At 49.6% G+C, this 23703-nt stretch carries 17 protein-coding genes; all 17 read right to left on the minus strand.

The features are described 5' to 3' along the window. Positions 1-306 precede the first annotated feature (306 nt). The 17 genes from HYD27_RS10660 to HYD27_RS10740 all read right to left on the minus strand — a co-directional run bounded on the left by HYD27_RS10660 (position 307) and on the right by HYD27_RS10740 (position 23550). Positions 307-1089: a response regulator transcription factor gene (locus tag HYD27_RS10660; protein ID WP_219214706.1), complete on the minus strand. Its 783-nt coding sequence runs from the start codon at positions 1087-1089 to the stop codon at positions 307-309. After that, positions 1067-2929, minus strand: a complete 1863-nt coding sequence (locus HYD27_RS10665; RefSeq protein ID WP_219214707.1) for a cache domain-containing sensor histidine kinase — start codon at positions 2927-2929, stop codon at positions 1067-1069. Before HYD27_RS10665 ends, HYD27_RS10660 begins: the two co-directional genes overlap by 23 nt. Positions 2930-2957: 28 nt before the next feature. Beyond that, the gene (locus HYD27_RS10670; protein ID WP_219214709.1) at positions 2958-3788 is read right to left on the minus strand and encodes a carbohydrate ABC transporter permease; all 831 of its coding nucleotides are present in this window, start codon (positions 3786-3788) and stop codon (positions 2958-2960) included. Then, on the minus strand, positions 3788-4672 hold the full coding sequence (locus tag HYD27_RS10675; protein ID WP_219214711.1) for a carbohydrate ABC transporter permease: 885 nt from the start codon (positions 4670-4672) through the stop codon (positions 3788-3790). The genes HYD27_RS10670 and HYD27_RS10675 overlap by 1 nt, the downstream gene beginning before the upstream one ends. 97 nt (positions 4673-4769) lie before the next feature. Then, entirely contained in the window at positions 4770-6170 is a 1401-nt protein-coding gene (locus HYD27_RS10680; RefSeq protein WP_219214713.1) for an extracellular solute-binding protein, read from the minus strand. A gap of 337 nt (positions 6171-6507) precedes the next feature. Continuing rightward, complete coding sequence (gene pflA / locus HYD27_RS10685) at positions 6508-7245, minus strand: pyruvate formate-lyase-activating protein (protein WP_219214715.1); 738 nt, start codon at positions 7243-7245, stop codon at positions 6508-6510. Positions 7246-7378: 133 nt separating this feature from the next. Next, a complete protein-coding gene (gene pflB / locus HYD27_RS10690; RefSeq protein WP_219214718.1) occupies positions 7379-9640 on the minus strand; it encodes a formate C-acetyltransferase in 2262 nt (753 codons plus the stop codon). A 262-nt stretch (positions 9641-9902) separates the two neighbouring features. Beyond that, positions 9903-12524, minus strand: coding sequence for a bifunctional acetaldehyde-CoA/alcohol dehydrogenase (adhE, locus tag HYD27_RS10695; RefSeq protein WP_219214720.1), 2622 nt, complete (start codon positions 12522-12524; stop codon positions 9903-9905). Positions 12525-14199: 1675 nt separating this feature from the next. Then, positions 14200-15663: an ABC transporter substrate-binding protein gene (locus tag HYD27_RS10700; protein WP_219214723.1), complete on the minus strand. Its 1464-nt coding sequence runs from the start codon at positions 15661-15663 to the stop codon at positions 14200-14202. A gap of 237 nt (positions 15664-15900) precedes the next feature. Next, positions 15901-16773: a carbohydrate ABC transporter permease gene (locus tag HYD27_RS10705; protein ID WP_219214725.1), complete on the minus strand. Its 873-nt coding sequence runs from the start codon at positions 16771-16773 to the stop codon at positions 15901-15903. A 1-nt stretch (position 16774) separates the two neighbouring features. Beyond that, positions 16775-17668 carry a carbohydrate ABC transporter permease gene (locus HYD27_RS10710; RefSeq protein WP_228745081.1) on the minus strand — a complete coding sequence of 298 codons (894 nt, stop codon included), beginning with the start codon at positions 17666-17668 and terminating at the stop codon, positions 16775-16777. Positions 17669-17810: 142 nt separating this feature from the next. After that, positions 17811-19139, minus strand: a complete 1329-nt coding sequence (locus HYD27_RS10715; protein ID WP_219214729.1) for a response regulator transcription factor — start codon at positions 19137-19139, stop codon at positions 17811-17813. Positions 19140-19156: 17 nt separating this feature from the next. Further along, entirely contained in the window at positions 19157-20950 is a 1794-nt protein-coding gene (locus tag HYD27_RS10720; RefSeq protein WP_219214730.1) for a cache domain-containing sensor histidine kinase, read from the minus strand. A 963-nt stretch (positions 20951-21913) separates the two neighbouring features. Beyond that, on the minus strand, positions 21914-22306 hold the full coding sequence (locus tag HYD27_RS10725; RefSeq protein ID WP_219214732.1) for a LytTR family transcriptional regulator DNA-binding domain-containing protein: 393 nt from the start codon (positions 22304-22306) through the stop codon (positions 21914-21916). Positions 22307-22319: 13 nt separating this feature from the next. Continuing rightward, on the minus strand, positions 22320-22430 hold the full coding sequence (locus HYD27_RS10730) for a cyclic lactone autoinducer peptide (protein ID WP_219214734.1): 111 nt from the start codon (positions 22428-22430) through the stop codon (positions 22320-22322). Continuing rightward, the gene (locus tag HYD27_RS10735) at positions 22427-22951 is read right to left on the minus strand and encodes an accessory gene regulator ArgB-like protein (protein ID WP_219214736.1); all 525 of its coding nucleotides are present in this window, start codon (positions 22949-22951) and stop codon (positions 22427-22429) included. Before HYD27_RS10735 ends, HYD27_RS10730 begins: the two co-directional genes overlap by 4 nt. Continuing rightward, the gene (locus HYD27_RS10740) at positions 22948-23550 is read right to left on the minus strand and encodes a hypothetical protein (RefSeq protein WP_219214740.1); all 603 of its coding nucleotides are present in this window, start codon (positions 23548-23550) and stop codon (positions 22948-22950) included. Before HYD27_RS10740 ends, HYD27_RS10735 begins: the two co-directional genes overlap by 4 nt. Between the last annotated feature and the right edge of the window lie 153 nt (positions 23551-23703).

A 23703-nucleotide genomic window follows, 5' to 3' on the forward strand; every position in this document is an offset into this window, starting at 1 on the left:
CGCAGCCGCCCAAAGGGACGGCACTATGATTTTTGCCACGTTCATTTTACAAAACATAGTATTAGACGCATGCCGCCCTAAAAAGTTTCATTAAATGTAAAGAAAAGAGCAAAAACAAATTCCATTTTTAACACATCAATAAACATCGTCCTACATTTTGCCCGGTTCCGTACTTCGTTACTTATTATCGCCATTTCATTCTGACTATTTTCGCGATTTCCGAGCTTCCCACAAAAAAAGAGGCGGTAACCTTGGGGAACAAGGTCTCGCCTCTTCACATGCAAGCCGGGTCTGCTGACTTGATATTCAGGTTGCCTTATGCTGATCGCGGTATTCCTTGGGAGTCATTCCCGTCTGCTTCTGGAACACCTTGGTAAAATAACGGCGCTCCTGATACCCGACCCCGGAGCTGATCGCGGCAATGCTTTTGCCGCTGCTTGCCAGCATGAACTTCGCCGCCTCCATCCGCTGCAGGGTCACATATTCCACAAAGGTCATGGCAAAACGGTTCTTGAACAGCAGGCAAAAATAGCTGCTGCTGATGCCGATTTTATTCGCCACTTCCTCGATCCCGAGGTCATAATTCAGCCGCTCCGAAATATATTGGGCAGCCTGATTCATCAGCTGGTCGGGTGTTTTCCGCACGGAATCCTCTTCCGCAGGCAGCTCCTGGAAGAGCGGAATGCTGTTGTACAGCTTATCCTTATACTGCTTGCTGCGGATTCGCGTGCCGATTTCCCGCACCTTGTTGCCGAGCTCCTCATAATGAATCGGCTTGCAAATATATTCCTTAACCCCCAGGCGGATTGCTTCCCGCGCATAATCAAATTCCTGATATCCGCTGAGCAGCAGCACCTCGCTCTCCAGCCCCATTTCCCGCAGCTTGCCGATGAACGTCAAGCCGTCCATAACGGGCATGCGGATGTCACAGAGCACAAGATCCGGAGCCTGCTCCTCCGCAATGCGAAGCGCCTCCATACCGCTGCGGGCCATGCCGGCGATTTCCATCCCCATCTCCTGCCAGGGCAGCACACGCTTCAGATTTCCCAAAATAGGAGCTTCATCGTCAACCAATAATACTTTTAGCATAATGATCTTCCCCCTGCCCGTATTTAGGTATGACGCATTGGATGATCGTGCCTTCACCGGGGCCGGCGCAGATGAAGATTCCATACCTGTCGCCATATTCTATGCGGATGCGGTCAGCTACGCTGCGCAGGCCAAGCCCTCTCCGCTCCTGATGAATGCCATGCTCCGGTTGGCCCATGGCCGCAAGCTCGGAAGAGTCGCCCGGGTCACTCACCATATACTGGAACATGCCGAGCTGGTCCGAAGTCATCCCAATCCCGTTATCCTCGATCCGCAGAACCAGATTGCCCCGCTCTTCCCAGGCTTTTATGCTGACCAGGCCCTTGTAGCCAATTCCCTCGAAGCCGTGCTGGATACTGTTCTCGACCAGCGGCTGCAGTGTAAGCTTGAGAATTCCGCAGCCCAGCAGCTCCCCGGGAATCTCAATTTCGTAATCGAATACATCCTCGAAGCGGAATTTTTGAATATCCAGATAATTGCGCAGATGCGTGACTTCCTCTTCCAGAGTAATTTCATCTCTGTCCTGAATGCTGATCCGCAAAATGCTGGCCAGCCTGTAGACCATCTCACTGACCTTGAGCCCTTCATTCTGCACCGCCAGCACATTGATCGATTCCAGCGTGTTGAACAGAAAATGCGGCTTGATCTGTGCCTGCAGCACCCGCATCTCCGCCTGGTTTTTCCGCCGCTGCTCCACATGGATCCGGTTGAACAGGCTGTTGATTTTGTCCATAAGATCATTGAAGCCCTTGGCCAGCAGGGTCATTTCGTCGCTGCCCTTCTCTTCCACCCGGGTGGTGAGATCCCCATCCTCGACCCGGCGCATAAACCGGACAATCACGGCAATGCCGCCCGTAATCCGGTTCATGAAGAAGAGATTGAAGAGCACTGCGCCGAGCAGGCACAGGAAGATCACAACCACGAACCAGCGGGCAAACACAGTCACTTCACGGGACAGGGAATCCCAAGACGTAATGGAGACAAGGCTCCACGGATAATCCTTGAGATGATAGACCGACAGGATGCTTTTCTCCCCGTCGAACTCCGTTTTGAAGCTCTGGAACCCCTCTTGAAAAGCGAAGCTCTTCGTCGTAAACGAATGGAAATCCCGGCCGTCCAGCTTGCGGTCCGGATCGAACAGAATCATTCCGTCATCATTCACCAGCATGAAGGAAACCTTCTGGTCGCTGTCCCCGATTTTGAGATTGCGGAAGATCGATTCGAACTCCCAGTTCTTGATCTGCACCACCAGAATGCCGATGTTCTGAAAGAAGCTTAGCTCCTTGACCAGACGGATTTGTGTAAATACAGGCTCCGTCCCGGTCAGCTCCGGATATTCATGCGGCGCAACCCATTTCGGCACTCCATTAAGCTCCATCACTTCCTGGTACAGCTCGCTCCCCTTGAACTTGTCGTAAGGAAGGGTGCGGAAATTTTCCTTGTTGAATACCGAGACGATCTCCGAGCTGCCCTTCCCGTTGAAATTGTAGAGAAAAGCGTAGCTGATCGAAGGATGGTTGTACAGCAGACTGCGGAAATTGCGCTGGCTCGCGTTCAGACTAAGCTGCTCGGCATCGGTCAAGTCCTGCTCGGAGGGATCTTCCGCGCTAAGCGCCATATGAAACACCGAGGTGGCAATTCCGTTATCGGTCACGTTGTTCATATCCTTGAAGACGCCGGAGATGCTGTAGCTGATCGCTTTGAGCGAATACTCGGATTGCTGGCTGTACTTCTTCTCAATGGAATTATAAGTTACGATGAACATAATCATGCCAAGAATAAACAGAGGAATGATAATCAGGCCCAGAAACGCCGTAAATAATTTATAGCGCAAATTCATCGGCTAGTGCCCCTGACTGTGGATAGGATTATCCTTTTACGCTGCCCGCTGTTACGCCTTCAATAATCTTCTCCTGCAAAATGGCGTAAATAATCACGACCGGAAGCACACTGTAGACAATGCCCGCGGACATCTGCGCATAATTCATCTGATACTGATCACGGAATTGGACCATTCCCACCGGAAGCGTGCGCAGCTCGTCATTCGAAAGAAAATAGTTGGCCAGCAAAAACTCATTCCAATTCCCCAGGAAATTAACAATGAATACTGTAACCATGGCGGGAACCGTCAAAGGTACAATAATTCTAGCAAAGATGCCCGGGGCCTTCAAGCCGTCCATCACTGCCGCTTCCTCTATTTCACTGGGCAAGGACCGCATAAACGCCGCCAAAATAATTATCGTAAACGGAATCGCATTGGCGATATAGGGGATGATCAGCGCCCAGTGCGTATTCAGGATTTGCAGCTTGCGCACAATCGTATAAATCGGCAGCATCAGCGCATTGTTCGGGATCAGCATCCCGATGAGCACGAGCGAGAACAGAATTAGATTCCACTTGCCCTGGCGCATCCGCGTAACCGCGAAGGCGAACATGGAGGCCAGCAGAATCGATACCACCGAAGACAGCACGGAAATATATAAGCTGTTAAAAAAGTACGTGCTGATCTTGGCATTCACCCACGCTTCGACATAATTGTTAAACACAAACTCCTCCGGGATGCCGAACGGATTGAGCGCGATCGCGTTGTTGTCCTTCTTCACCGAGGAGAACAGCACGAACAGGAACGGAAACAGCACAACTAAGAGATAACCCAGCAGGGCAGCATGGGGGATGCTTTTTTTGAGTGAACGCGCCATCAGTATTCAATCCTTTCATTACGCCGGGCGAACAGCAGCTGGTAGAGTGCCGTGACCACGAGCGTGAACATAAAGATCAGAACGGCAATGGCGTTCCCGTATCCATATTTGAAGTTGGTGATGGCATACTTAATCATGTAGGTAGCCATCACCTCGGTCGAACCGGCCGGCCCGCCCTTTGTCATGACGATGACGATATCCGCAGCCTTCATCGCTCCGGCAATAGACAGCATAATCACCACGGAAATGATCGGCACAATCAGCGGCAGCGTGATGCGTGTGGCGCGCTGGAAGCCCGTAGCGCCGTCAATCGCCGCTGCCTCATCCAGCTCACCGGGAATGGACAGAATCGCCGCCAGCACCATTACAATGTAGAATCCGGTCCACTGCCAGGCGTTCGTAATGAGAATGGACAGCATGGCGAACCGTTCATCCGACAGCCAGTACACCGGCTCAATGCCTATGACCCCCAGCAGCTTGTTGAACAGCCCGATATTCGGCTCATAAATGAACCCCCACAGGATGCCGATAACCGCTGTAGACATAATCGATGGCATAAAAACCGCTGTCTTATAAAGCCCCTTCAGCTTTTTGACATTGGCAATCAGCAGGGAGAAGAGAACAATCAGGGGAACCTGGATGAAGACGGAGAATAAAATAAACCAGCCGTTATTTTTAACGGAAACCCAGAAGCGCTCATCGCCCAGGGCCTTCTTGAAATTGCTCATTCCTGTGTATTTGACGGTGTCCGAAACACCGTTCCAGCTGGTCAGGCTGTAGTAAATCGAGCTGAAGATCGGATAAATAAAGAACATCAAAAACAGGATTAACGCAGGGATTACAAACAACGTGAACACCAGTGGATTTCTGAGTGATTTATTCATGGCTTTCCTCCGATTGCCTGGGAATCAGGGAGTTTAAGGGCAGATTGTAAAAATGCACCCCGGAGCAAGCACCAGGGCACATTCAGTTCACCGTTCCTTATTCCACTGCTGCATTGGCTTCTTCTTGAACTTTTTGCAGGGCTTCGCCCATTTTCTCCGGTGTGGTCTGTCCGCCGATCAGCTTTTGAATCTGAATATTGCTGATTTCGGTAGTGACATCCGCTTGCACCAGGGAGTCAAAGGCCGGGAATGAAGACTCGGAGGTATTCAGTACAGCCACAATTCCACTCATTAAATCGTCAGTGATATTTTCACTCAGCACAGACTGATCAATCTTCATCGCCGGCAGCACGCCATCTTCAACCAAGCCGCGCAGCTGCATTTCTTCGTTGTACATATTGTTGATAAAGGACTTCACTGCAGCGAGCTGGCGTTCGTCCTCACCTGCGGAAGCAGAGAACCCGTAACCGTTGTTCACGTCGCGCATCAAGGCCGTCTGATCGCCCACGCCCCCGTCAACCGGCGGAATGTTGAAGAAGCCAACCTTGCCGATCAGCCCTTCGCCCGATTGACCGGTTTTGAATACGGAGGACTTCCAGGTCCCGTCATACATCAGAATCGCTTCACCGCTGGTGAACTGGGTGGTGTATTCCGCATATTCGAAACCAAGCTCGCCTTTTTTGAAGTAGCCTTTATCCACCCATTCCTTGTATTTGGCAAAACCTTTAACCACGTTTGGGTCACTCCACTTCGCTTCACCCGTAGCGAACTTAGCCGTAACATCCGGTCCGGCATAACGCGACCATAGATGGTTGGCCAGCATTAATGGCACCCAGCCTGCCTTGGAAGCGCCTGCCAGCGGCACCTTGCCGTCCGCTTTGATATCCGCCAGCTGCTGTTCCAGTTCGGCAAAGGTTGCCGGAGCCTGCCAGCCTTTGCCGGCGTAGTATTCTTTATTGTAGAAGAAGCCTTCACCGGACCCGCCAATCGGCAGCCCGTAGACTTTACCTTCATACGTAAACGGATCAAGATTTGAGAACTTGTCTTTGATGCCCAGCTCTTCAAGAATCGGTGTCAGATCAAGCAGCTTGCCTTCCTTGGCATATATTTTGGAGTCAGGACTGCCGAAGAGGTCAAAAATTTCCGGCGGATTGCCGGCTGCCATTTCACCGCGCAGCTTCTCCTTGCGGTTCACATCGGAGTCCACACCATCCAGCTTAAAAGTGAGTCCCGGCACTTCAGCCTGCACTTTCCCTACAACATCCTCCAGAATAGCCAGGCGTTTCTGTTTGTCGGCGCCCACCTGCGTATGACGGATCGTCATTTCAAAAGGTTCGCTGCTGGCCGGCTCTTCCGTTGCAGGCGCATCCGTAGCATTCGCAGCGTTGGTCGCTGCTGCCCCGCCGTTGCTGCCGCCTGAATTGTTGTTGCCGCAGCCGGCCATTACCGCCGAGCTTACGAACAGCAGGGACAATAGCAATGTTACGCTTTTCTTCATTACGGGTGACCCTCCCTATATGTTGATTTCCCTTACATCTCTTATTATAGAAAACAAGGTTTGTAAGCGTAAGGTTAAGATTCATCTACAATAGGGATAAAAACCTCTAATGTAAGCGGAACCATATAAACCATATAACACGTTAGGTTAGATTACCTGACTCAATATTCACCTGTTACACCAGCCACTGATTTCCAATAAGCGCATATCCTCATAATTTTCAGCGGGAAATAGAAGGATGATATATAGCGTGAAGCATATAAATTCTTCTATTTTTAGAAAAAGCCGTCCCAACAGTAATTGCACTATTGGAACGGCTTTTCTATTAATTCTTGGATTAGACCAGCGCAGTCTGCTTGCGGCCTTCTTCAACCAGCCGGTAGGCGCGCTGTACTTCTTCTTCGGCTGGCGATGGCACACCCTCAAGCTCATAGGGTCTGCCAAGGACTTCCCATTTATAGATACCCATCTGATGATAAGGGAGGATTTCAAATTTCTCCACGCCATTCAGGGTGCCGATGAACCGCCCCAGGTTCAGCAGGTCCTCCTCGCGGTCATGGATGCCTGGCACGTACACATGGCGGACCCACATCTTGCGGTCATGGTCTGACAGCCAGCGGGCCAGCTTCAGCGTGCGGTCATTGGATTTGCCGGTAAGCTTGATATGCGCTTCATCATCAATATGCTTCAAATCAAGCAGCACCAGATCCGTTAATTCAAGCAGATCGGTAATTTTATCGCCTTCATTATATCCATTGGTATCGAGTGTAGTGTGCAGATTCCAGCGCTTCTTCACTTCCGCAAACAGCTGTTTCACAAAGTGCGCCTGCAGGGTCGGCTCTCCGCCTGAAACGGTCAACCCGCCACCGGATGAGCGGTAGTAATTCAGGTAAGGCTCAATTTCAGCAAGCACCTCATCGATACTCATTTCCCTGCCTTCATTTAAACCCCAGGTGTCGGGATTATGGCAATACTGGCATTTCAAGAGACAGCCCTGCATGAACAAGACAAAACGAATACCTGGTCCGTCAACAGTTCCAAAGGTTTCTAAGGAGTGTATATGTCCATTAGCCATATGAGGTCATCCTTTCGAAAAATTTAAAATTTTAATCATTTTTGAACAAGATATTACCGCCCTTGAGACAAGGGCGGTATCACCTTGCAGCTATTACACTGTATACCTAGAACTCAAGCCAAATGCTCGCGTATTACATTGCACCGTGGAATGTACGGTTAATAACATCCATTTGTTGTTCGCGGGTCAGCTTGATGAAGTTAACAGCATAGCCGGATACGCGGATGGTCAATTGCGGGTAGTTCTCTGGGTGCTCCATAGCATCCAGCAATTGTTCGCGGGCAAATACGTTAACATTCAGGTGATGGCCTTTGCTTGCGAAGTATCCGTCAAGCATCGATACCAGGTTGGATTTACGTCCTTCTTCTTCTTTGCCCAGTGCTTTCGGCACGATGGAGAAGGTGTTGGAAATCCCATCCAGGCTATCTTCGTACGGCAGCTTGGCTACGGAGCTCAGGGAAGCCAAAGCGCCTTTCTTGTCGCGTCCGTGCATAGGGTTGGCACCCGGAGCAAATGGTTCGCCTTTTTTGCGTCCATCAGGAGTAGTACCAGTTTTCTTGCCGTATACAACGTTCGAAGTGATCGTCAGGATCGATTGAGTCGGCAGAGCATCACGGTAAGCGTGGTGTTTGCGGATCATCGTCATGAAAGATTCAACCAGGTCTACAGCAATGCTGTCGACGGAATCATCATTGTTGCCGTAGCAAGGGAATTCGCCTTCGATTTCGAAGTCGATTGCAATGCCTTCTTCGTTGCGGATCGGTTTAACCTTAGCGTATTTGATGGCGCTCAGGGAGTCAGTCGCAACGGACAGACCGGCGATACCGCAAGCCATGGTCCGCAGAATATCGCGGTCATGCAGAGCCATTTCAATACGTTCGTAAGAATATTTATCGTGCATGTAGTGGATGACATTCAGCGTGTTCATGTAAGTCTTAGCCAGCCATTCCATCATTGGTTTGAAGCGTTTCATAACTTCTGCATAATCCAGCACATCGGAAGTGATGCGCGGCAGTTCCGGTCCAACCTGTACGCCGGATTTTTCATCCACACCGCCATTGATGGCATACAGCAAAGCTTTTGCCAGGTTGGCGCGGGCTCCGAAGAATTGCATTTGTTTACCGATACGCATTGCGGATACGCAGCAAGCGATACCGTAATCGTCTCCGTAGATTGGACGCATCAAATCGTCGTTTTCATACTGGATCGAGCTGGTTTCGATGGAAACCTTCGCACAGTATTTCTTGAAGCCTTCAGGCAATTTCTCAGACCACAGTACAGTCAGGTTTGGTTCAGGTGCAGGTCCCAAGTTGTACAGGGTGTGCAGGAAGCGGAAGCTGTTCTTAGTTACGCGGGTAGTTCCGTCTACAGACATACCGCCAATGGATTCAGTAACCCAGGTTGGGTCTCCGCTGAACAGTTCGTTGTAGTCAGGAGTACGCAGGAACTTCACAATACGCAGCTTCATGATGAAGTGGTCAGTCAATTCCTGTGCCTGCTCTTCAGTCAGTGTACCTTCTGCAAGGTCACGTTCCACATAAATATCAAGGAAAGAGGATACACGTCCAAGGGACATTGCCGCACCGTTTTGTTCCTTGATAGCTGCCAGATAGCCGAAGTACACCCATTGGAAAGCTTCTTTGGCGTTGTTTGCGGGCTTGGAGATATCCATCCCGTGCATTTCAGCCATTGTCTTCAGTTCTCCAAGTGCACGAATCTGTTCGGAAATTTCTTCACGAAGACGAATCACATCATCAGTCATGGAATCCACTTCGAGGTTGGCAAGCTCCTGCTTCTTATCTTTGATCAGAAAGTCAATACCGTAAAGGGCAATACGACGGTAGTCACCGATAATGCGGCCACGGCCGTAAGCATCAGGAAGACCAGTGATGATGCCTGCTTTACGCACAGCTCTCATTTCAGAGGTATATGCATCAAATACGCCTTGGTTATGCGTTTTGCGGATGTTCGTGAACATTTCAACAATGTTTTGCGGAAGCTCGAAGCCATAGGCTTTGGTGGCATCGATCATCATCTTGATTCCGCCGAAAGGTTGAATGGAACGCTTGAAAGGCGCGTCTGTCTGAACGCCGACAATTTGCTCCTTGTCTTTATCAATGTAGCCAGGCTTGTGGGATACGATCGTGGATACTGTATTGACATCCACGTCCAGTACGCCTCCGTTGGCAATTTCTTGCTTGGTCATTTCGGAGACGATCTTCCAGAGCTCAGTAGTGTTGTAAGTAGGACCTGCAAGGAAGTCTTCCTTGCCCAGATAAGGCTTGATGTTCTTTTCAATAAAATCATTCACATTTACTTTTCTGGACCATTTGCCTTTTGCAAAACCGCGCCATCCAGACTTAACCTCTTGTACATCTTTTTCAATCACCGACATGCTAAATCCCTCCATTTATATTTATTATATTTGTAGAGATCGCGGGCTTGAAGGTTAATCCCGTGTCTCGTGATCCCAAAAAGCTCTGGTTGTTATAAAATTCACAATTGTATCTTCATAACTGGGACCGTTGTTTATATAAACATTTTAGTTTATTTTCTGAAAAAGAACTGTGACAAATATCACTCTTTCGGTGATATTTGTCACTTTCATCCATATACAGTTTAACCTATAATCTTATTCTTTGCCAAACCGTTGTTAATTAGTTATCGAAATTGCCGTAAAATGCATTGCGGTATACATCGGCAAGTTCAGAAACCAGCGGCAGTTTCGGGTTGGCCGTTGTGCATTGGTCTTCAAACGCGCGGTCAGCCAAGTAGTCTACGCGGGATTCAAAATCCTTGGGATCAAAGCCGAGCGCTGAGAAGGACTCCTCAATGCCGAGCTTTTTGTTCATATCGCGGATTGCATTGATCAGGCTGGTTACACCTTCTTCAGTAGTGCGCGCAGGCAATCCCAGAATGCGGGCGATTTCGGCATAGCGTTCGTCAGCCACAAAGTGCGAATATTTAGGGAACGAAGCGAACTTTGTAGGCTTTTTGGCATTGTAGCGGATAACGTGCGGCATCAGGATTGCATTGGTGCGGCCATGGGCGGTGTGGTACTGTCCTCCCCATTTGTGCGCCAAGCTGTGGTTGATGCCCAGGAAGGCATTGGCAAAAGCCATACCGGCCAGCGTAGATGCGTTATGCATTTTTTCGCGGGCAAGCTTGTCGCCTTGCAGTGCCGACTTCTCAAGGTATTGGAACACCAGCTGAATCGCCTTGATAGCCAGACCATCGGAGTAGTCGCTTGCCATTACCGAAACATACGCTTCGATAGCATGAGTCAATACGTCCATGCCTGTATCGGCAACAGCAGTTTTTGGCAGGCTGTATACAAACTCAGGGTCGATGATTGCTACGTCCGGAGTCAGCTCGTAGTCAGCCAATGGATATTTGGTGTTGTTAGCCGTTGTTTTGTCAGTGATAACCGCGAAAGAGGTTACTTCCGAGCCTGTACCCGAAGTTGTTGGAATCGCTACGAATTTGGCCTTGTTTCCAAGCTTAGGGAATTTGTATACGCGTTTGCGGATATCCAGGAACTTCTGCTTCAGGCCGTTAAAGTCGGCGTCCGGCTGTTCATAGAACAACCACATGCCTTTGGCAGCATCCATCGGGGAACCGCCGCCGAGTGCGATGATGCAGTCCGGCTGGAATCTGTTCATCATAGCCGTACCTTTTTCTACAGTGGTTGTCGATGGGTCCGGTTCAACCTCCGAGAACACTTCAATCGCTACAGGAGTCTGGCGTTGGCGCAGGTAATGCTCAACTCTTTCCACATAGCCCAGTTTAACCATCATTGGGTCGGTGATAATGGCAACCCGTGTGATGTCAGGCATTTTGGCAAGGTACTGGGTAGCCCCTTTTTCGAAATAGATTTTGTCAGGTACTTTAAACCATTGCATATTCACGGTACGGCGGTTCACCCTTTTCACGTTAATCAGATTAATGGCAGTTACGTTCTGCGATACAGAGTTGCGGCCGTAAGATCCGCAGCCCAGAGTCAGTGAAGGGATATTCGTATTGTAGATATCGCCTATTGCGCCATGTGTGGAAGGCGAGTTGACGAGAATACGTCCGGTTTGCAGACGGTGCGAGAACTTCATGATTACTTCTTCATTGTTGGAGTGGATTGCCGAGCTGTGGCCCATGCCGCCGAATTCAACGACCTGTGCTGCACGTTCGATGCCCTGGTCTGCATTCTTAACCTTGTAGCAGGCAAGAACCGGGCTCAATTTCTCAGCTGACAGCGGATATTTGGTGCCTACGCCTTCAAGCTCAGCTACCAGAATCTTCGTGCCGGCAGGAACCTGAATTCCGCACATTTCTGCAATCTTCACTGCGGATTGGCCTACAATGGCCGGATTTACCGCGCATTTTTCCACGTTCATTGCGCCGTTTGTCAGTTTGGCGGCTTCTTCTTTATTGACAAAGTAGCAGCCGTTGGCAATCATTTTCTTCTTCACTTGGTCAAAGATGGCTTCTTCAATGATAACCGCCTGCTCGGAAGCGCAGATCATGCCATGGTCGAAGGTTTTGGACAGGATGATGTCCGTTACGGCCTGATCAATATCGGCGCTCTTTTCAATGAAGGCAGGCACGTTGCCGGGGCCTACGCCAAGAGCCGGTTTGCCGCAGCTGTAAGCTGCCTTAACCATTGCCGAACCGCCTGTTGCCAGGATCAGCGCAACGTCCGGATTGTTCATCAGTGCGTTTGTCTTGTCCATCGTAGGCAGCTCAATCCATTGGATGCAGTTCTCAGGAGCGCCTGCCTTTACAGCGGCGTCATGAAGAATTTTGGCTGCTGCGGCACTACACTCTTGCGCAGATGGATGAAAACCGAATATAATAGGGTTACGTGTCTTGGCGGCGATCAATGCTTTAAACATCGTGGTGGATGTTGGGTTGGTTACCGGTGTGATACCCATAACGATTCCGACCGGCTCGGCAATTTTTTGGAAACTGTCATATTGATTGTCTTCTACTACGCCTACTGTTTTATCATATTTAATGCCGTGCCAGATATATTCTGTGGCGAAGATGTTCTTCGTGATTTTGTCTTCATAGACTCCGCGGCCTGTTTCTTCTACAGCCAGCTTTGCCAGATACATATGCTTGTCGAGTCCGGCCAACGCCATTGCATGAACGATTGTGTTAACCTGCTCCTGGTCAAGCTCCATATAAGCATCTTGGGCTTTCTTTGCTTTATCCACCAAAGTCTGAATATACTCTTCAGCGGTGGTTTGTTTCACTTGGGCGGCGACTTCGTTCTTAACTGCCATCTCCCTCGTCCTCCTGTCAATTTTTAGGTTGTTTATCTCTACACATTTATCTTATCACATCGATTTCGGCATGTATAGTGAAATCTTTCACAAAGTATAAAGTTTTTTTTGATCTGTTTTCAAAGCGCTTTCATTCGATCATATTCAGGGTTTAATTCCATTTAATGTTTAAATTTTGCTTTATTTTTGTCTTTTTTGCGAACGTGAAATATTTCACTTGACATGTTTTATCCTCAAATCCTCTCTTTCTAACCTCTCTTTCGCTGAAACACACCTTGCTGCTCAACAAAACCCGAGCTTTCCAAGCTTCATGCTGCATTGGAATAACAGGGACCAAACGGCTATGCCGTTCCTCGCTTGACAGCCTGGCTGTTTGGATTCCAGGTGTAAGCCCGGCTGCGGTTCCCCGGCTCTCCGGTTCCCCTGGCCGGCTGAAGCTCTTCCTCCCCGATCCCTCCACACCTTCCTGCTCAGACCCGCTACGCCCAAGTGGAAAAAGTCAGACTGTTGAGAAACCCGATTTTTAATGATTACGATTAGATAACGCTTTATAAATCAAAGGTTTATTATTCCGATCTCCTCAAAAAAGCTACTTTCTCAACCGTCTGAAAAAGTAAACTTAATCCCCACATTCCCTTTTTCGCTTGCGTTAGCGGAAAAAGGAGACCTAACCGATCCGTTTCTCTCCCTTGCAGAGGAATACGTCTAATTTAAGATGAACCTGAACAATTAATCAAAAGGGAAGCCATTTTAGTGGTAAAAAGGATAACTAATCCACCGCCTTCGGAGACTGGATCATCCCTAGTGGGAAAAAGTACAACTAATCCGGCTGAAATCAGCCTTATGGGAGGGAGTGGGCCTCTATTAAGTGTACAAAATCCCACTAAAACCCGTTAAACCCAAAATTCCAGCCCATTAGTGTTACTTTTTCCACTTCGCTTCCGTTCCCTATGAACCTCCTTGCGTTCCATCAGCGTTCCATCAGCGTTCCATCAGCGTTTCATCAGCGTTTCATCAGCGTTTCATCAGCGTTTCATCAGAGTTTTCAGATACGCTGGTTCCATTCATATACATTAAATTACCTTTTTGGCTCAAAATCAAAATCAGCGGTTGACGATGTGAATGAAGTCCGCCGCGGGTCTAAGGGTTCTTCCGGCCCCTGCTAAAGCCCGGTTTCCTGATTGGAATAAGATTACTGGTTGAATTTAGATGTTTTCATATTTTTCCTGCGATTCCTTTAAGACTTTTCCGTCCGAATATCCGTCCGTATAAGTATACTAATTCTTACGAATTCCACTTCATTCACTCCATTCCACGCCCCTGCCCCGGTAGCGGCCTCGGTTGGACCCGCTCTATTCCGCGCTTTCTCCTGCAAAACATAGAACCCGCAGACTCAGCAGGCTCAGGAGACTCAGCACCATTCAGCAAACTCTGCAGACTCTGCACGGCTCAGCAGACTCTGCACAATTCAGCACGATTAAGACGCATTATAATTTTTCCCTAACTTCATTCCTACCCTATCCACAATTGGCGAGAAGCATAATTTCCTAAACAACAAGTGGAAACGGATAGGCTAATGTATAGCGTGAAACAGATAAATTTTTTCAAAAAAAGGCCGGGAGTCCACCTCCCCGGCCTTCATCTTATTCCACAGATGTTCTTGTCATATTCCGGGCTATTCCACCGTAATCGTATCGAAGAATTTCTCCTGTACGGTCTTGGCTGCGGCATCCAGCTGGGCTTTGGAGTCGGTGCCGTCTTTGGAGAACAGCTCCTGGATTACATTGGACAACGTTGCATAGTAATCCTGCGTATTGTATTGCGCCTCAGGCTTTCCGTCCAGCAGATCCATGATGTCAGGATTGTACTGATATACAATATCGTACTTGTCGTATACGGCTTTGGTTTTATTGCCAAAATCGGAATCAGCGGCATAATAGTCCAGAAGCGGCGGGATGAAGTATTTGCCGTCGGCTTTGCGCTGCTGCAGAATGGCATCCAGCGCCTCCAGGCCTTTGTCAGAGAAGTAATCGAAGGTAATATAGCGGAAGGCCATCTCCTGCTCGTCTTTTGTAGCGTTCGGGTTGATGACCAGATAATCGCCGCCGAGCACACCGGTGTGCTTGCCGCCCTTTTCGGCAGCAGGCATCGGATATGTCAGCACATCCTCCGGCTTCAGGCCGCCCTGGTTCAGGGCTTGCTCGATAACGCCGTCCGAACCGGCCATAACCATCGCTGTGCGTCCTTGCTGGAATGCGCCTACAGCGTCGCCCCAGCCCAGCGCCCAATCCTGGGGAATGGCGTTTGCTTCCCATCTCAGCTTCTTATAGAAGTCCAGCGCCTTCACACCGGCATCGGAATTAAAGGTGGCCACGACTTTGCCGCCGTCAATCTTTTGGATCTCCCCGCCCGCTTCGAACAGGAAGTTGGTCCAGTTCCAGCCCGCTTCATTGCCTTTGCCCATTGGGGCAATGCCGGAAATCCCTTTTTTGGCATCAGCCACACCCTTGGCGGTGTTCAGCATATCATCCCAGGTCCAGTCCATGGCCGGAACAGCCACGCCTTTGTCGTCCAGCATTTTCTTATTGATCATGGTGGTGGTGACATAGCCCTTTTGCGTGATGCCAAATACCTTGCCGTCAATAATGAACTGGTTTTGCAGCACGGGGTTGATCTGGTCCTTGTATTCGTAATTGCTCCACAGGTCGGTAATGTCGGCAACCCAGCCTTTTTCGACCAGGAATTTGGCTTCGGTAGCATAAGTATTGAAGAAGGTCGGCGCTTCGTTGGCAGCCATTTTCACACCGATTTCACTTACATTGTACTGCCAGTCGTCTTTGACGATCTCTACGTTCGGGTATTCGGCCTGGAACCGCTTGATTTTGTCATCCTCCTGGGCCCGCACTTCGGTCAGGTCCGGCGTAGGATAGTGGATCTTAATCGTTACTTTACGCTGGGTGATGTCATCTGCCGGCGCATTCGTTGCACTGCCGTTATCTGCAGCTGTATCCGCAGCGGACGGCGACGTTTCTCCCCCATTCGTTCCCTGGGCGTTATTGTTGTTATTGTTGCCGCCGCAGGCGGATAACAACGATCCTGTCACCAGGAGACAGGCTAGGACGCTGGAAAATTTACGCATTGAAACTCCCCTTTTCCATTCATAGTTAGCTTACAATTTCATCTTAAGAGAGAAAACGGTTGCAAACGAGGTGTATTTATATTCCTTTGATGTGCAGGTTTACGATGATATAAGCTGAGCTTAAAAATTATGGCAAGCCGGCCGGTGAATTCCTTGTGGCCAGGGGCTTCACCAAGATTATCCGTTTAGATGCTCAAGCTCACTCTATATAACGCCCGGTATCCGCAGAACCCCTGCTCAGCCCTTCACTGCCGACAGAGCCACCCCGCGCATAATGAACTTCTGGAATACGAGGAACACCAGGATCGGCGGCAAAGAAACCAGGAACAGAATGGCGAATTTGATGTTGGTATTGAGCGCCTTGACGGCGATTACATATTTATAGATCGCTGTGGCGAGCGTATATTTATCTTCGCTGTGCATGACCAGAGACGGCCAGAACCAGTCATTCCAGGCGGTTGAGAAGATGAAGATCGCCAGTGTGGCGAAGATCGGAATGGACAGCGGCACGGCGATTGAGAAAAAGCTGCGAGGCTCCGAGGCTCCGTCAATCCGTGCGGCTTCAAATATCTCCGGATGGATTCCGTCGAAAAAATTCTTCAGCAGCAGGAAGTAGAACGTGTTGGCCCCCGCAGGCAGCCAGAAGGCCGCATATTGGTTCAGCAGCCCAAGCTGCTTCAGGTTCACAAAGTTCGGAATCATGTAGCTGGTCGCCGGGATGAACAGGGTCATCAGGAAAAAGAAATAAAAGACCCTGCGGTAAGGAACGTTCATCCGAGAAATACTGAAGGAAGCGAGGCCCAGCACAACCAGGGTCACGACCATATTTCCCGCAAAAATATACAAGGTGTTCCTCAGGAACATCAGCAGATCAATATAATTCAGCGCGTCCTTAAGATTGCCGAAATGCCACTCCTGCGGGAAGAAATGCGGCGGAAACGAATTGACCTCGGTATTGGATTTGAGTCCGTTGAACATCGTCATCAGGATCGGATAGAGCATGGTGAAGATCATGACCAGAATGAAGAATACCATAATGCCGTACACAATCCGGTTGCTTGTTTGCTTCAAATCATGTTCGGAGAGAATGCCTCTGTCTGCGCTCTTCATGTCAGTTGTCCTCCCTGTTCAGCTTGAACTGTACAATGCCCAAACCGCCCAGTACCACGAACATCAGCATGCCGAGCGCCGTCGCCGTTCCATAATCGAGTCTGGTAAAAGCATACTTCACAATCAGCAGCGCATAAGTCAATGTGGTATTGTTCGGACCGCCGTCGAGCAAGGCGAGCTGCGACTGGTACCCCTGCGAGGTGGCGATAATCTGCAGGATCAGCATCAGGACAATCAGGTTGCGCAGAGACGGCAATGTGATATGGCGGATGCGGGCCCAGACGCCGGCACCGTCAATTTCAGCGGCTTCATACCAATCGCGCGGGATACTCAGCACCGCCGCCAGGTAGATCAGCATCCCGGAGCCGAACTGCTGCCAGGTTTCCATAAAAACAAGCGAGAGCATCGACCACCTGCTGTCCGTCAAAAACGCAATTTGCTCCGCCCCCATCGTGCCCAGCAAGGCATTGATCGGTCCAACCGGATCATACAGCCACCTCCACAGGCCGTACAGCACCACAGCCGGCAGCACAAATGGCAGATAGGCCGCCACGCGCACAAAGCCGCCGAATTTCCGCAGCTCGGAAATGGCGATGGCAAAGGCAATCGGCACCCAAAAGCCGATCACGAGACAGAGCACCATGTAATACAGCGTGTTCTTCACGGCTATCAGCACATCCGGGTCCGTAAGGGCCCGCGCGTAATTGTCCAGGCCGGCAAAGGTGTTGCCTTTAACGAAATCGACAGTGTAGAAGCTGTACATAAAGCCTTTAAATATGGGTACCCACATGAACAAAATAAAAATGATGATCGCGGGCACAAGGAACATATATCCCCAAAAGTTTTTTTTCCAGCGGTTCTGTTTATACGGTGTACTCTCAAGCTTCGCCGGCATCTCGTTGACCGCAGTGGTTTGGTTCATCTGGCTCCCTCATTCCTTTCGTCTTTCAGCACTTTCACCAAGCGCTGCCTACGTTAATTGTAGAAAAGGAGCCGGGGGCTGAACATGTCTATATCTACCGCAATCGTAAGCGTTCTTACTTCTTCAGCTCGCTGGGGCTGACGCCGTAATATTTTTTGAAAATTTTGCTGAAATGCTCCGGGGATTCATAGCCGACCCGCTCGGCGATCTCGTAACGCCGCAAATCGGTATGCAGAATCATCTCCCGGCTCTCCTCCATCCGCAGCTTGATGACGTATTCCCACAGGTTGTGGCCTGTGTTTTTTTTGAACAGGTAGCTTAAGTAGTTGGGGCTGACATGGTTTTTTTTGGCTACCTCATGGATCGTCAAGCCCTTCTGCGAATAATTTCCGTCGATATACTCCTTGGCCTTCTGCACAATCAGGTTGCTGTGCTTATGCAGCTCCTCGGCCGATGGATCAGCGGTATAGCTGTTCCAATTGAAATCCCCATAGTAGAATACATAATGATCCGAGTGCTCCTTGCTCCAATGAATGGCCTTCGAGGACTGGCGGTTCAGCACATCCATGAAGGACAGGCCTTTGAGAATCTGGCTGATGCCGATGACAGCGTTCAGGTGCAGATACTTTTGAATATTCGAATGCAGGCTGCGGCCAAGCACATCCAGCCGGTTGATCTGGCCTGTTGCCGACTCCTCATAGGTCTTCTCATCCCACTGGACAATGACGGTGATCTCTTCCTCAGGGGAATAAAAGGCCACCGTGCTCCACTCCTGATCCAGCAGCTCTTTGGCAATATTTAGCGCGGCATAGCGCAGCAGCTCACGGTCCCGGGAGGTATAGCACTTCTCCTTGTTCTCTTCCGGCAACGGCAGCCTGATCTTGATCACCGAGAAGAACGGCCCGTGCAGCTTCAGCTCATCCAGCTTGCGCAGCTTCTCCTCTTCGCCCAGCACAGAGGCGGGCTCGGCAATAAGCGCATTCAGCAGCGTGCTGTATTCGGGCAGCGGCTCCTCCAGACGGAAGCTCTCCCCGATCCCGGCCATGAAGGTGGCGAGCTCCGGCGAGGGCTTATCCATTTTGAGCAGCACATTCCGTACAGAATCAAGAAACTGCTCGCTGTTCAGCGGCTTGATCAAATAATCCTTCGCCCCCAGCCGGACGGCCATCTGGGCATATTGAAACGTCTCATGCGCCGAGATTACGATCGTCTGCACCCATGGTTTGGCCAGCTTCGCGTGCTGCATCAGTTCAATCCCGCTCATCGCTCCCATCTGAATATCCGTCACCAGCAGATCCACCTCCTCCATGCGGATACAGTCCAGTGCTTCAAAGCCGCTGTTCGCGGTATAAATATGGTCAAGCTCAAGTCCCGAGGACGCCAGCAGGCTGCTCAGACCTTTGCAAATCAGCGGCTCATCGTCAACAATCAGTACACTAAACATACGGCAGGCCCGCCTTTCTATTCTTGATTTTCCGACTTGGGGAGCTTGAGCGTGACAACGGTCCCTCCGCTGCGGCGCGGCGCATAGCTGATCCCGTAGCCGGGGCCAAAATGCAAATGCACGCGCTGATTGATATTGCGGATTCCATAGCCGCTGACCGGATTCGGGCTCTCATCATTCAGCACCTGTTCAATGGCCTTGTAATCGGCCTGTTTGTAGCCGTTATCCTCAATGGTGACCAGAATATCAGCCTGCTGCAGGACCGAGGTGATGATGATCTCCCCGTCCTCATCCATATTTTTGACACCGTGGATAATGGCATTTTCAATAAGGGGCTGGAGGGTGATCTTGGGAATGAGATTGGTCTTGGTCTCCGGGGCAATATTCCAGATGACCCTGAACGTATAATCATACCGGTGCTGCTGCAGCTTGATGTATGCGCCGGCATGCTCCAGCTCCTCCTCCAGCGTAATCAGCTCCCGCCCCCGGCTTAGGCTGATTTTCATCAGCTTCGATAATTCCTTGATCATTTCCGCGGATTCCACATTGCCTTCCAGCGAGCTTTTCCAATAGATGCTCTCCAGGGTGTTATACAATAGATGCGGGTTAATCTGCTGATAGAGCAGCTGCAGCTGTGATTCCTTCTGCTTCAGCTCCATCTGGTATTTGTACATAATGAGACTGTTCAGCCTGCGGGCCATATCATAGGTGGAGGCGATCAGCACACTGACTTCATCGCTCGTCCCTCTGCGCGGAGTCTCGGGAACCCTGTTGCCCGGCTCGAATTTGCGCACAAAAAAAGCCAGCTTCTGCAGCGGTGTCATCAAAGAGCGCCAGAAGTAAGTAATGATGATCAGCCCGAAAAGCGCATAGGCTACGGTTATGTATTGAATGACCCGCTTCATTTCCTTCTGCTGCTGGAGCAGCGCTTTTACCGGGACCTTGTAGACCAGCTTCTGTACAAAGGCATGGTTGTTGTTCACCACATAGATGAAGTCATCCGTGATGATATCCTCGGTCCCCTCGGGATCGCCGGGTTCGGCGCCCTCCGGCAGCTCAATGACTTCACCCGTAGAATTGGCGGTCGAAGCCAGCACGCGGTTGTTCATATCTGTCAAGTATATCTCGCCTTCGGGGAGGGAAATGGATTTCAGCGACTCGCCGATTTTGGATTCCATCTTGGTGACAACCAGCACGCCGATGGTTCCTCCCCCCCTGTAAATATTGTTGACCGCCCGGACATAGGCCAGTGTCTTCAGATTCTCGGCCTGCGGGCTCAGCTTCTCCGTGAACATCAAATAGCCCCGGCCCTTTTGCTGCACCACCTGGTCAAACCAGTAAGGCTTCTCTCCCTTGGAGAAAAAATACACCCCCGCCTTCTTCACCTGCGGAAAATTGGGGGCAAAAAAATAATAATTGTCCGGGTCATACACGTACAGAGAGTAATAAATTCCGTCGCCCCGCTCGGCTCCCTGTGAATAGCTGCCCAGCAGCTTTTCTATCGTTTCATAGCGCTCGACCCGCTCCAATACCGGCTCGCCGCCGCTTATATTCAGCTGCTGCAGAATCGGATTCTGGATAACCGTGGTGGTGATTTTGCTTACCGTATCGATATCTCTGTTGATGATCGCAAAGTTCTGCTTGTTCAGCTCCACATAAGCATTGGTCACATGGCGCTTCAGGATTTCCTCCGCCTTGTAATTGCCGTAGCTGTTCAGGATCAATATGGGCGAGATCATAATCAGAAACAGCAGGATCAGCTGCTGCTTGACGTTCAGCCTGACGATAGGCTTAATAAAAGCAGACAACATCTGGATACACCTCCAGTTTCAATAATATATCAAAACGATAAGCGCTTACATATGTTTATTTTTAAGGAAATGATGCTCATTCGTATGCATTTTTTTGGTTTGCAGGCGGGGAGAGGTGGCGGGGAGTCACTCCGTGGAAGATTTGGACTTCCGGCCGCTGTTGTCTGCAGATTTCTTGATATATACCGCTGTTCGCGGTGGAAATCCGCAGACTAAGGCGGTCGCTACCGCTCCTCCAGTTCCAAATTCCCACTCCACGACTCCTTCGCCTCTCCCAAAACCTGAAAACCGAAAAAATGCAGGCGCGGGAGGGAGAAAACAAGCGGAAACGGCTGCGCTGCCCTCAACAGGAGCATATGCTTCCGAAGCAGCGTGGACTCCATATCGCTTTCAGGTAAAATATATAAGCCTGAATTTCGAAAGCGTGTCTTCCTTCTCCCGGCCGCTGAGACCCGGCAGGAAGCACAATTGGAAAAAGGGTGCTTAAATTTGCCCTCATCCCCTTTTCCGCAAGTGTTAGTGGGAGAAAGGATACCCATCGGTCCGTTTCTCTCCCTTACAGAGGAATACGCTTACATTAAGATGAACTTGAAACATTCATCCAAAGGACAGCCATTTTAGTGGTAAAAATGACAACTAAAGTAGCGCATTCGGATTCCGGATCATCCCTAGTGGGAAAAAGTACAACTAATCTGGCTGAAATCAGCCGTATGGGGGGAGCGGGCCTCCATGAAGTGTACAAAATCCCACTAAAACCCGTTCAAGCCAAAATTCCAGCCCATTAGTGTTACTTTTTCCACTTCGCTTCAGTCCCCTATGAATCTCTCCCTTGCGTTCCATCCGTTTGTTCAGGTTCGCCGGTTCCATTGATTTACTCAGGTACTTTGCGGGGACCCCAAAGCATATAAATTCTTATCTTTCAAAAAAAAGAAACTGTCAGCTGACAGCTCCTTGCTCAAGCATTTAGCAAACCATGATGTCCGGATTCATCCGGGTCAGTTCTTGTTCAACAAGTCTGTAACGATGATAGGCAATCGTGCAGCTAAGAGAGCCCTGGCCGCTCACCTCATCAAAATAAGCAACCTTAAAGGTCCTGTCCAGACGTGCCACGTTATCAATGTTGACCGCCGTTCCCCGATCTACGATGCTGAAATGGCATCCGGTGCAGTTAAGCGCGTTCACCCAGTACCGCAAGGGTCCCATGATGTAGTAAACGCCGGCCCTCGTATGTACCAGGATAGACTGTGATTCGTTGGTATTGCACTTAAGAAACAAGATGTGTTGGAAGTCAACAGAGATGATCCCGGCAGATCCGTCAGCTGTTTCGGTAACGGATAGAGCTTTCAGTGGAATCAACCTGCTTTCTCGATTATTTTTTGAGCAATTCGGCCGGAATCTCTCCTTTATAGAACATTACGAAGCTGTTTGTACTCACCGTAAGATTTGCGAAGCCAGTCAACAAATTGGCAATCAGGTTCATTTCTCCACCTCCCTTCCCAGAATTAATGTAATCCCCTGAATCAGCATGCTAAGCGAAGCCGGCTGTGAAAGAAAGAATGCATTCGAGGCAATCAGGAGCAATGCAGCCAGCTTCATAAATGGATAATAGGCGGCGGGTATCCGTGACTGCTTGTCAATTCCAACAGGAGCAAGAATAAGAACCAGCCCGAACGCGAGAATTGTGGCCGCAATGGTGACACCCTTGCCGAGATCAATCAACGAGATCGTTGTAAAAATAACGGTGGAATAAATTACGCACTGCATGTTTGTCTTCAGATGCACGCCTCCGGTCAACTGCCGCAGAACAGCAAAGGACAGCAAAATCACGGCAGCTTCACGAGTGCGGCCAGAAATCAATGATATTCCAAGTGTTGCGGCGACAATAAAGGCCACATTCAGCAGCAAAGCAATGGCGAATTTAAAGATTTCAACAGAAGACGGATGATTGGGTACAGATTTTTTTAGTGACACCGCCATTTTCAAGGCAAGGTTCTCAATCAATCATTCATTCGCTCCTTTCTAACCGCGTAATAGAGCAGGATTACAAGTGAGGCAGGTAAAAATATCGCATACAATCTGATATCATTCTTGTAAACGATAAAGGAGAACAACATAATTGCCGCCAAACTAAGCGTGACCACGAACGCCCCTTCCCAACGCAAACGCAGTCTTTCAAAGTCGAACATGAACCCAATTCCAAATTTATATAGCAGCCAGGCGACAGCTGTACTTATCAATCCCGACATCGCTTGTCCGGAAAACATATTGAATGCTGAGGACTGGGCGTTGGATAAAGAGCCAAAAACGATAAGAACCAGCATCGTTTGAATAAAAGCAAATGCCAAATAGCCGGAAACCGTCACGATACCCGCCCAAACAACCGGAATTTTCACAACGGCTGCCAATAAAATAATGAACAGGAAAGCATTGATGATTGGAACCAGGATAGGCAGTGAAAAGTCGTCACGCAGCACATAGCTCTGCAAGTTCATCAGCAAGATTGCGGACAGTGCAGGCCAGATGTAATCCGTCGCCTTCAGCCTGAAGAACGACAACATCATGGCGAACATCCCCACCCCCTCAATGGTCGAGAAAATCATAAACCCCGCCGGCTCCCATGACAAAAGGCATCACCGCCTGACATTTTTTTCATGTAACATTTACATTATATTGTATCTCCAACCGGCAGTATAGTTAAATTTTTGCAAACAATAACATATTCTAGTACACAAGACATGTATAGATTATCCGTA

Source organism: Paenibacillus sp. S150 (genome assembly GCF_019352175.1).
Classification (GTDB): Bacteria; Bacillota; Bacilli; order Paenibacillales; family Paenibacillaceae; genus Paenibacillus_AQ.

What these genes read in the sequence shown, in the direction of transcription:
- HYD27_RS10660 (WP_219214706.1), bottom strand. Translation starts at nt 1,089, where the DNA reads ATGCTAAAAGTATTATTGGTTGACGATGAAGCTCCTATTTTGGGAAAT.
- HYD27_RS10665 (WP_219214707.1), bottom strand. Translation starts at nt 2,929, where the DNA reads ATGAATTTGCGCTATAAATTATTTACGGCGTTTCTGGGCCTGATTATC.
- HYD27_RS10670 (WP_219214709.1), bottom strand. Translation starts at nt 3,788, where the DNA reads ATGGCGCGTTCACTCAAAAAAAGCATCCCCCATGCTGCCCTGCTGGGT.
- HYD27_RS10675 (WP_219214711.1), bottom strand. Translation starts at nt 4,672, where the DNA reads ATGAATAAATCACTCAGAAATCCACTGGTGTTCACGTTGTTTGTAATC.
- HYD27_RS10680 (WP_219214713.1), bottom strand. Translation starts at nt 6,170, where the DNA reads ATGAAGAAAAGCGTAACATTGCTATTGTCCCTGCTGTTCGTAAGCTCG.
- pflA (WP_219214715.1), bottom strand. Translation starts at nt 7,245, where the DNA reads ATGGCTAATGGACATATACACTCCTTAGAAACCTTTGGAACTGTTGAC.
- pflB (WP_219214718.1), bottom strand. Translation starts at nt 9,640, where the DNA reads ATGTCGGTGATTGAAAAAGATGTACAAGAGGTTAAGTCTGGATGGCGC.
- adhE (WP_219214720.1), bottom strand. Translation starts at nt 12,524, where the DNA reads ATGGCAGTTAAGAACGAAGTCGCCGCCCAAGTGAAACAAACCACCGCT.
- HYD27_RS10700 (WP_219214723.1), bottom strand. Translation starts at nt 15,663, where the DNA reads ATGCGTAAATTTTCCAGCGTCCTAGCCTGTCTCCTGGTGACAGGATCG.
- HYD27_RS10705 (WP_219214725.1), bottom strand. Translation starts at nt 16,773, where the DNA reads ATGAAGAGCGCAGACAGAGGCATTCTCTCCGAACATGATTTGAAGCAA.
- HYD27_RS10710 (WP_228745081.1), bottom strand. Translation starts at nt 17,668, where the DNA reads ATGCCGGCGAAGCTTGAGAGTACACCGTATAAACAGAACCGCTGGAAA.
- HYD27_RS10715 (WP_219214729.1), bottom strand. Translation starts at nt 19,139, where the DNA reads ATGTTTAGTGTACTGATTGTTGACGATGAGCCGCTGATTTGCAAAGGT.
- HYD27_RS10720 (WP_219214730.1), bottom strand. Translation starts at nt 20,950, where the DNA reads ATGTTGTCTGCTTTTATTAAGCCTATCGTCAGGCTGAACGTCAAGCAG.
- HYD27_RS10730 (WP_219214734.1), bottom strand. Translation starts at nt 22,430, where the DNA reads ATGAACCTGATTGCCAATTTGTTGACTGGCTTCGCAAATCTTACGGTG.
- HYD27_RS10740 (WP_219214740.1), bottom strand. Translation starts at nt 23,550, where the DNA reads ATGATTTTCTCGACCATTGAGGGGGTGGGGATGTTCGCCATGATGTTG.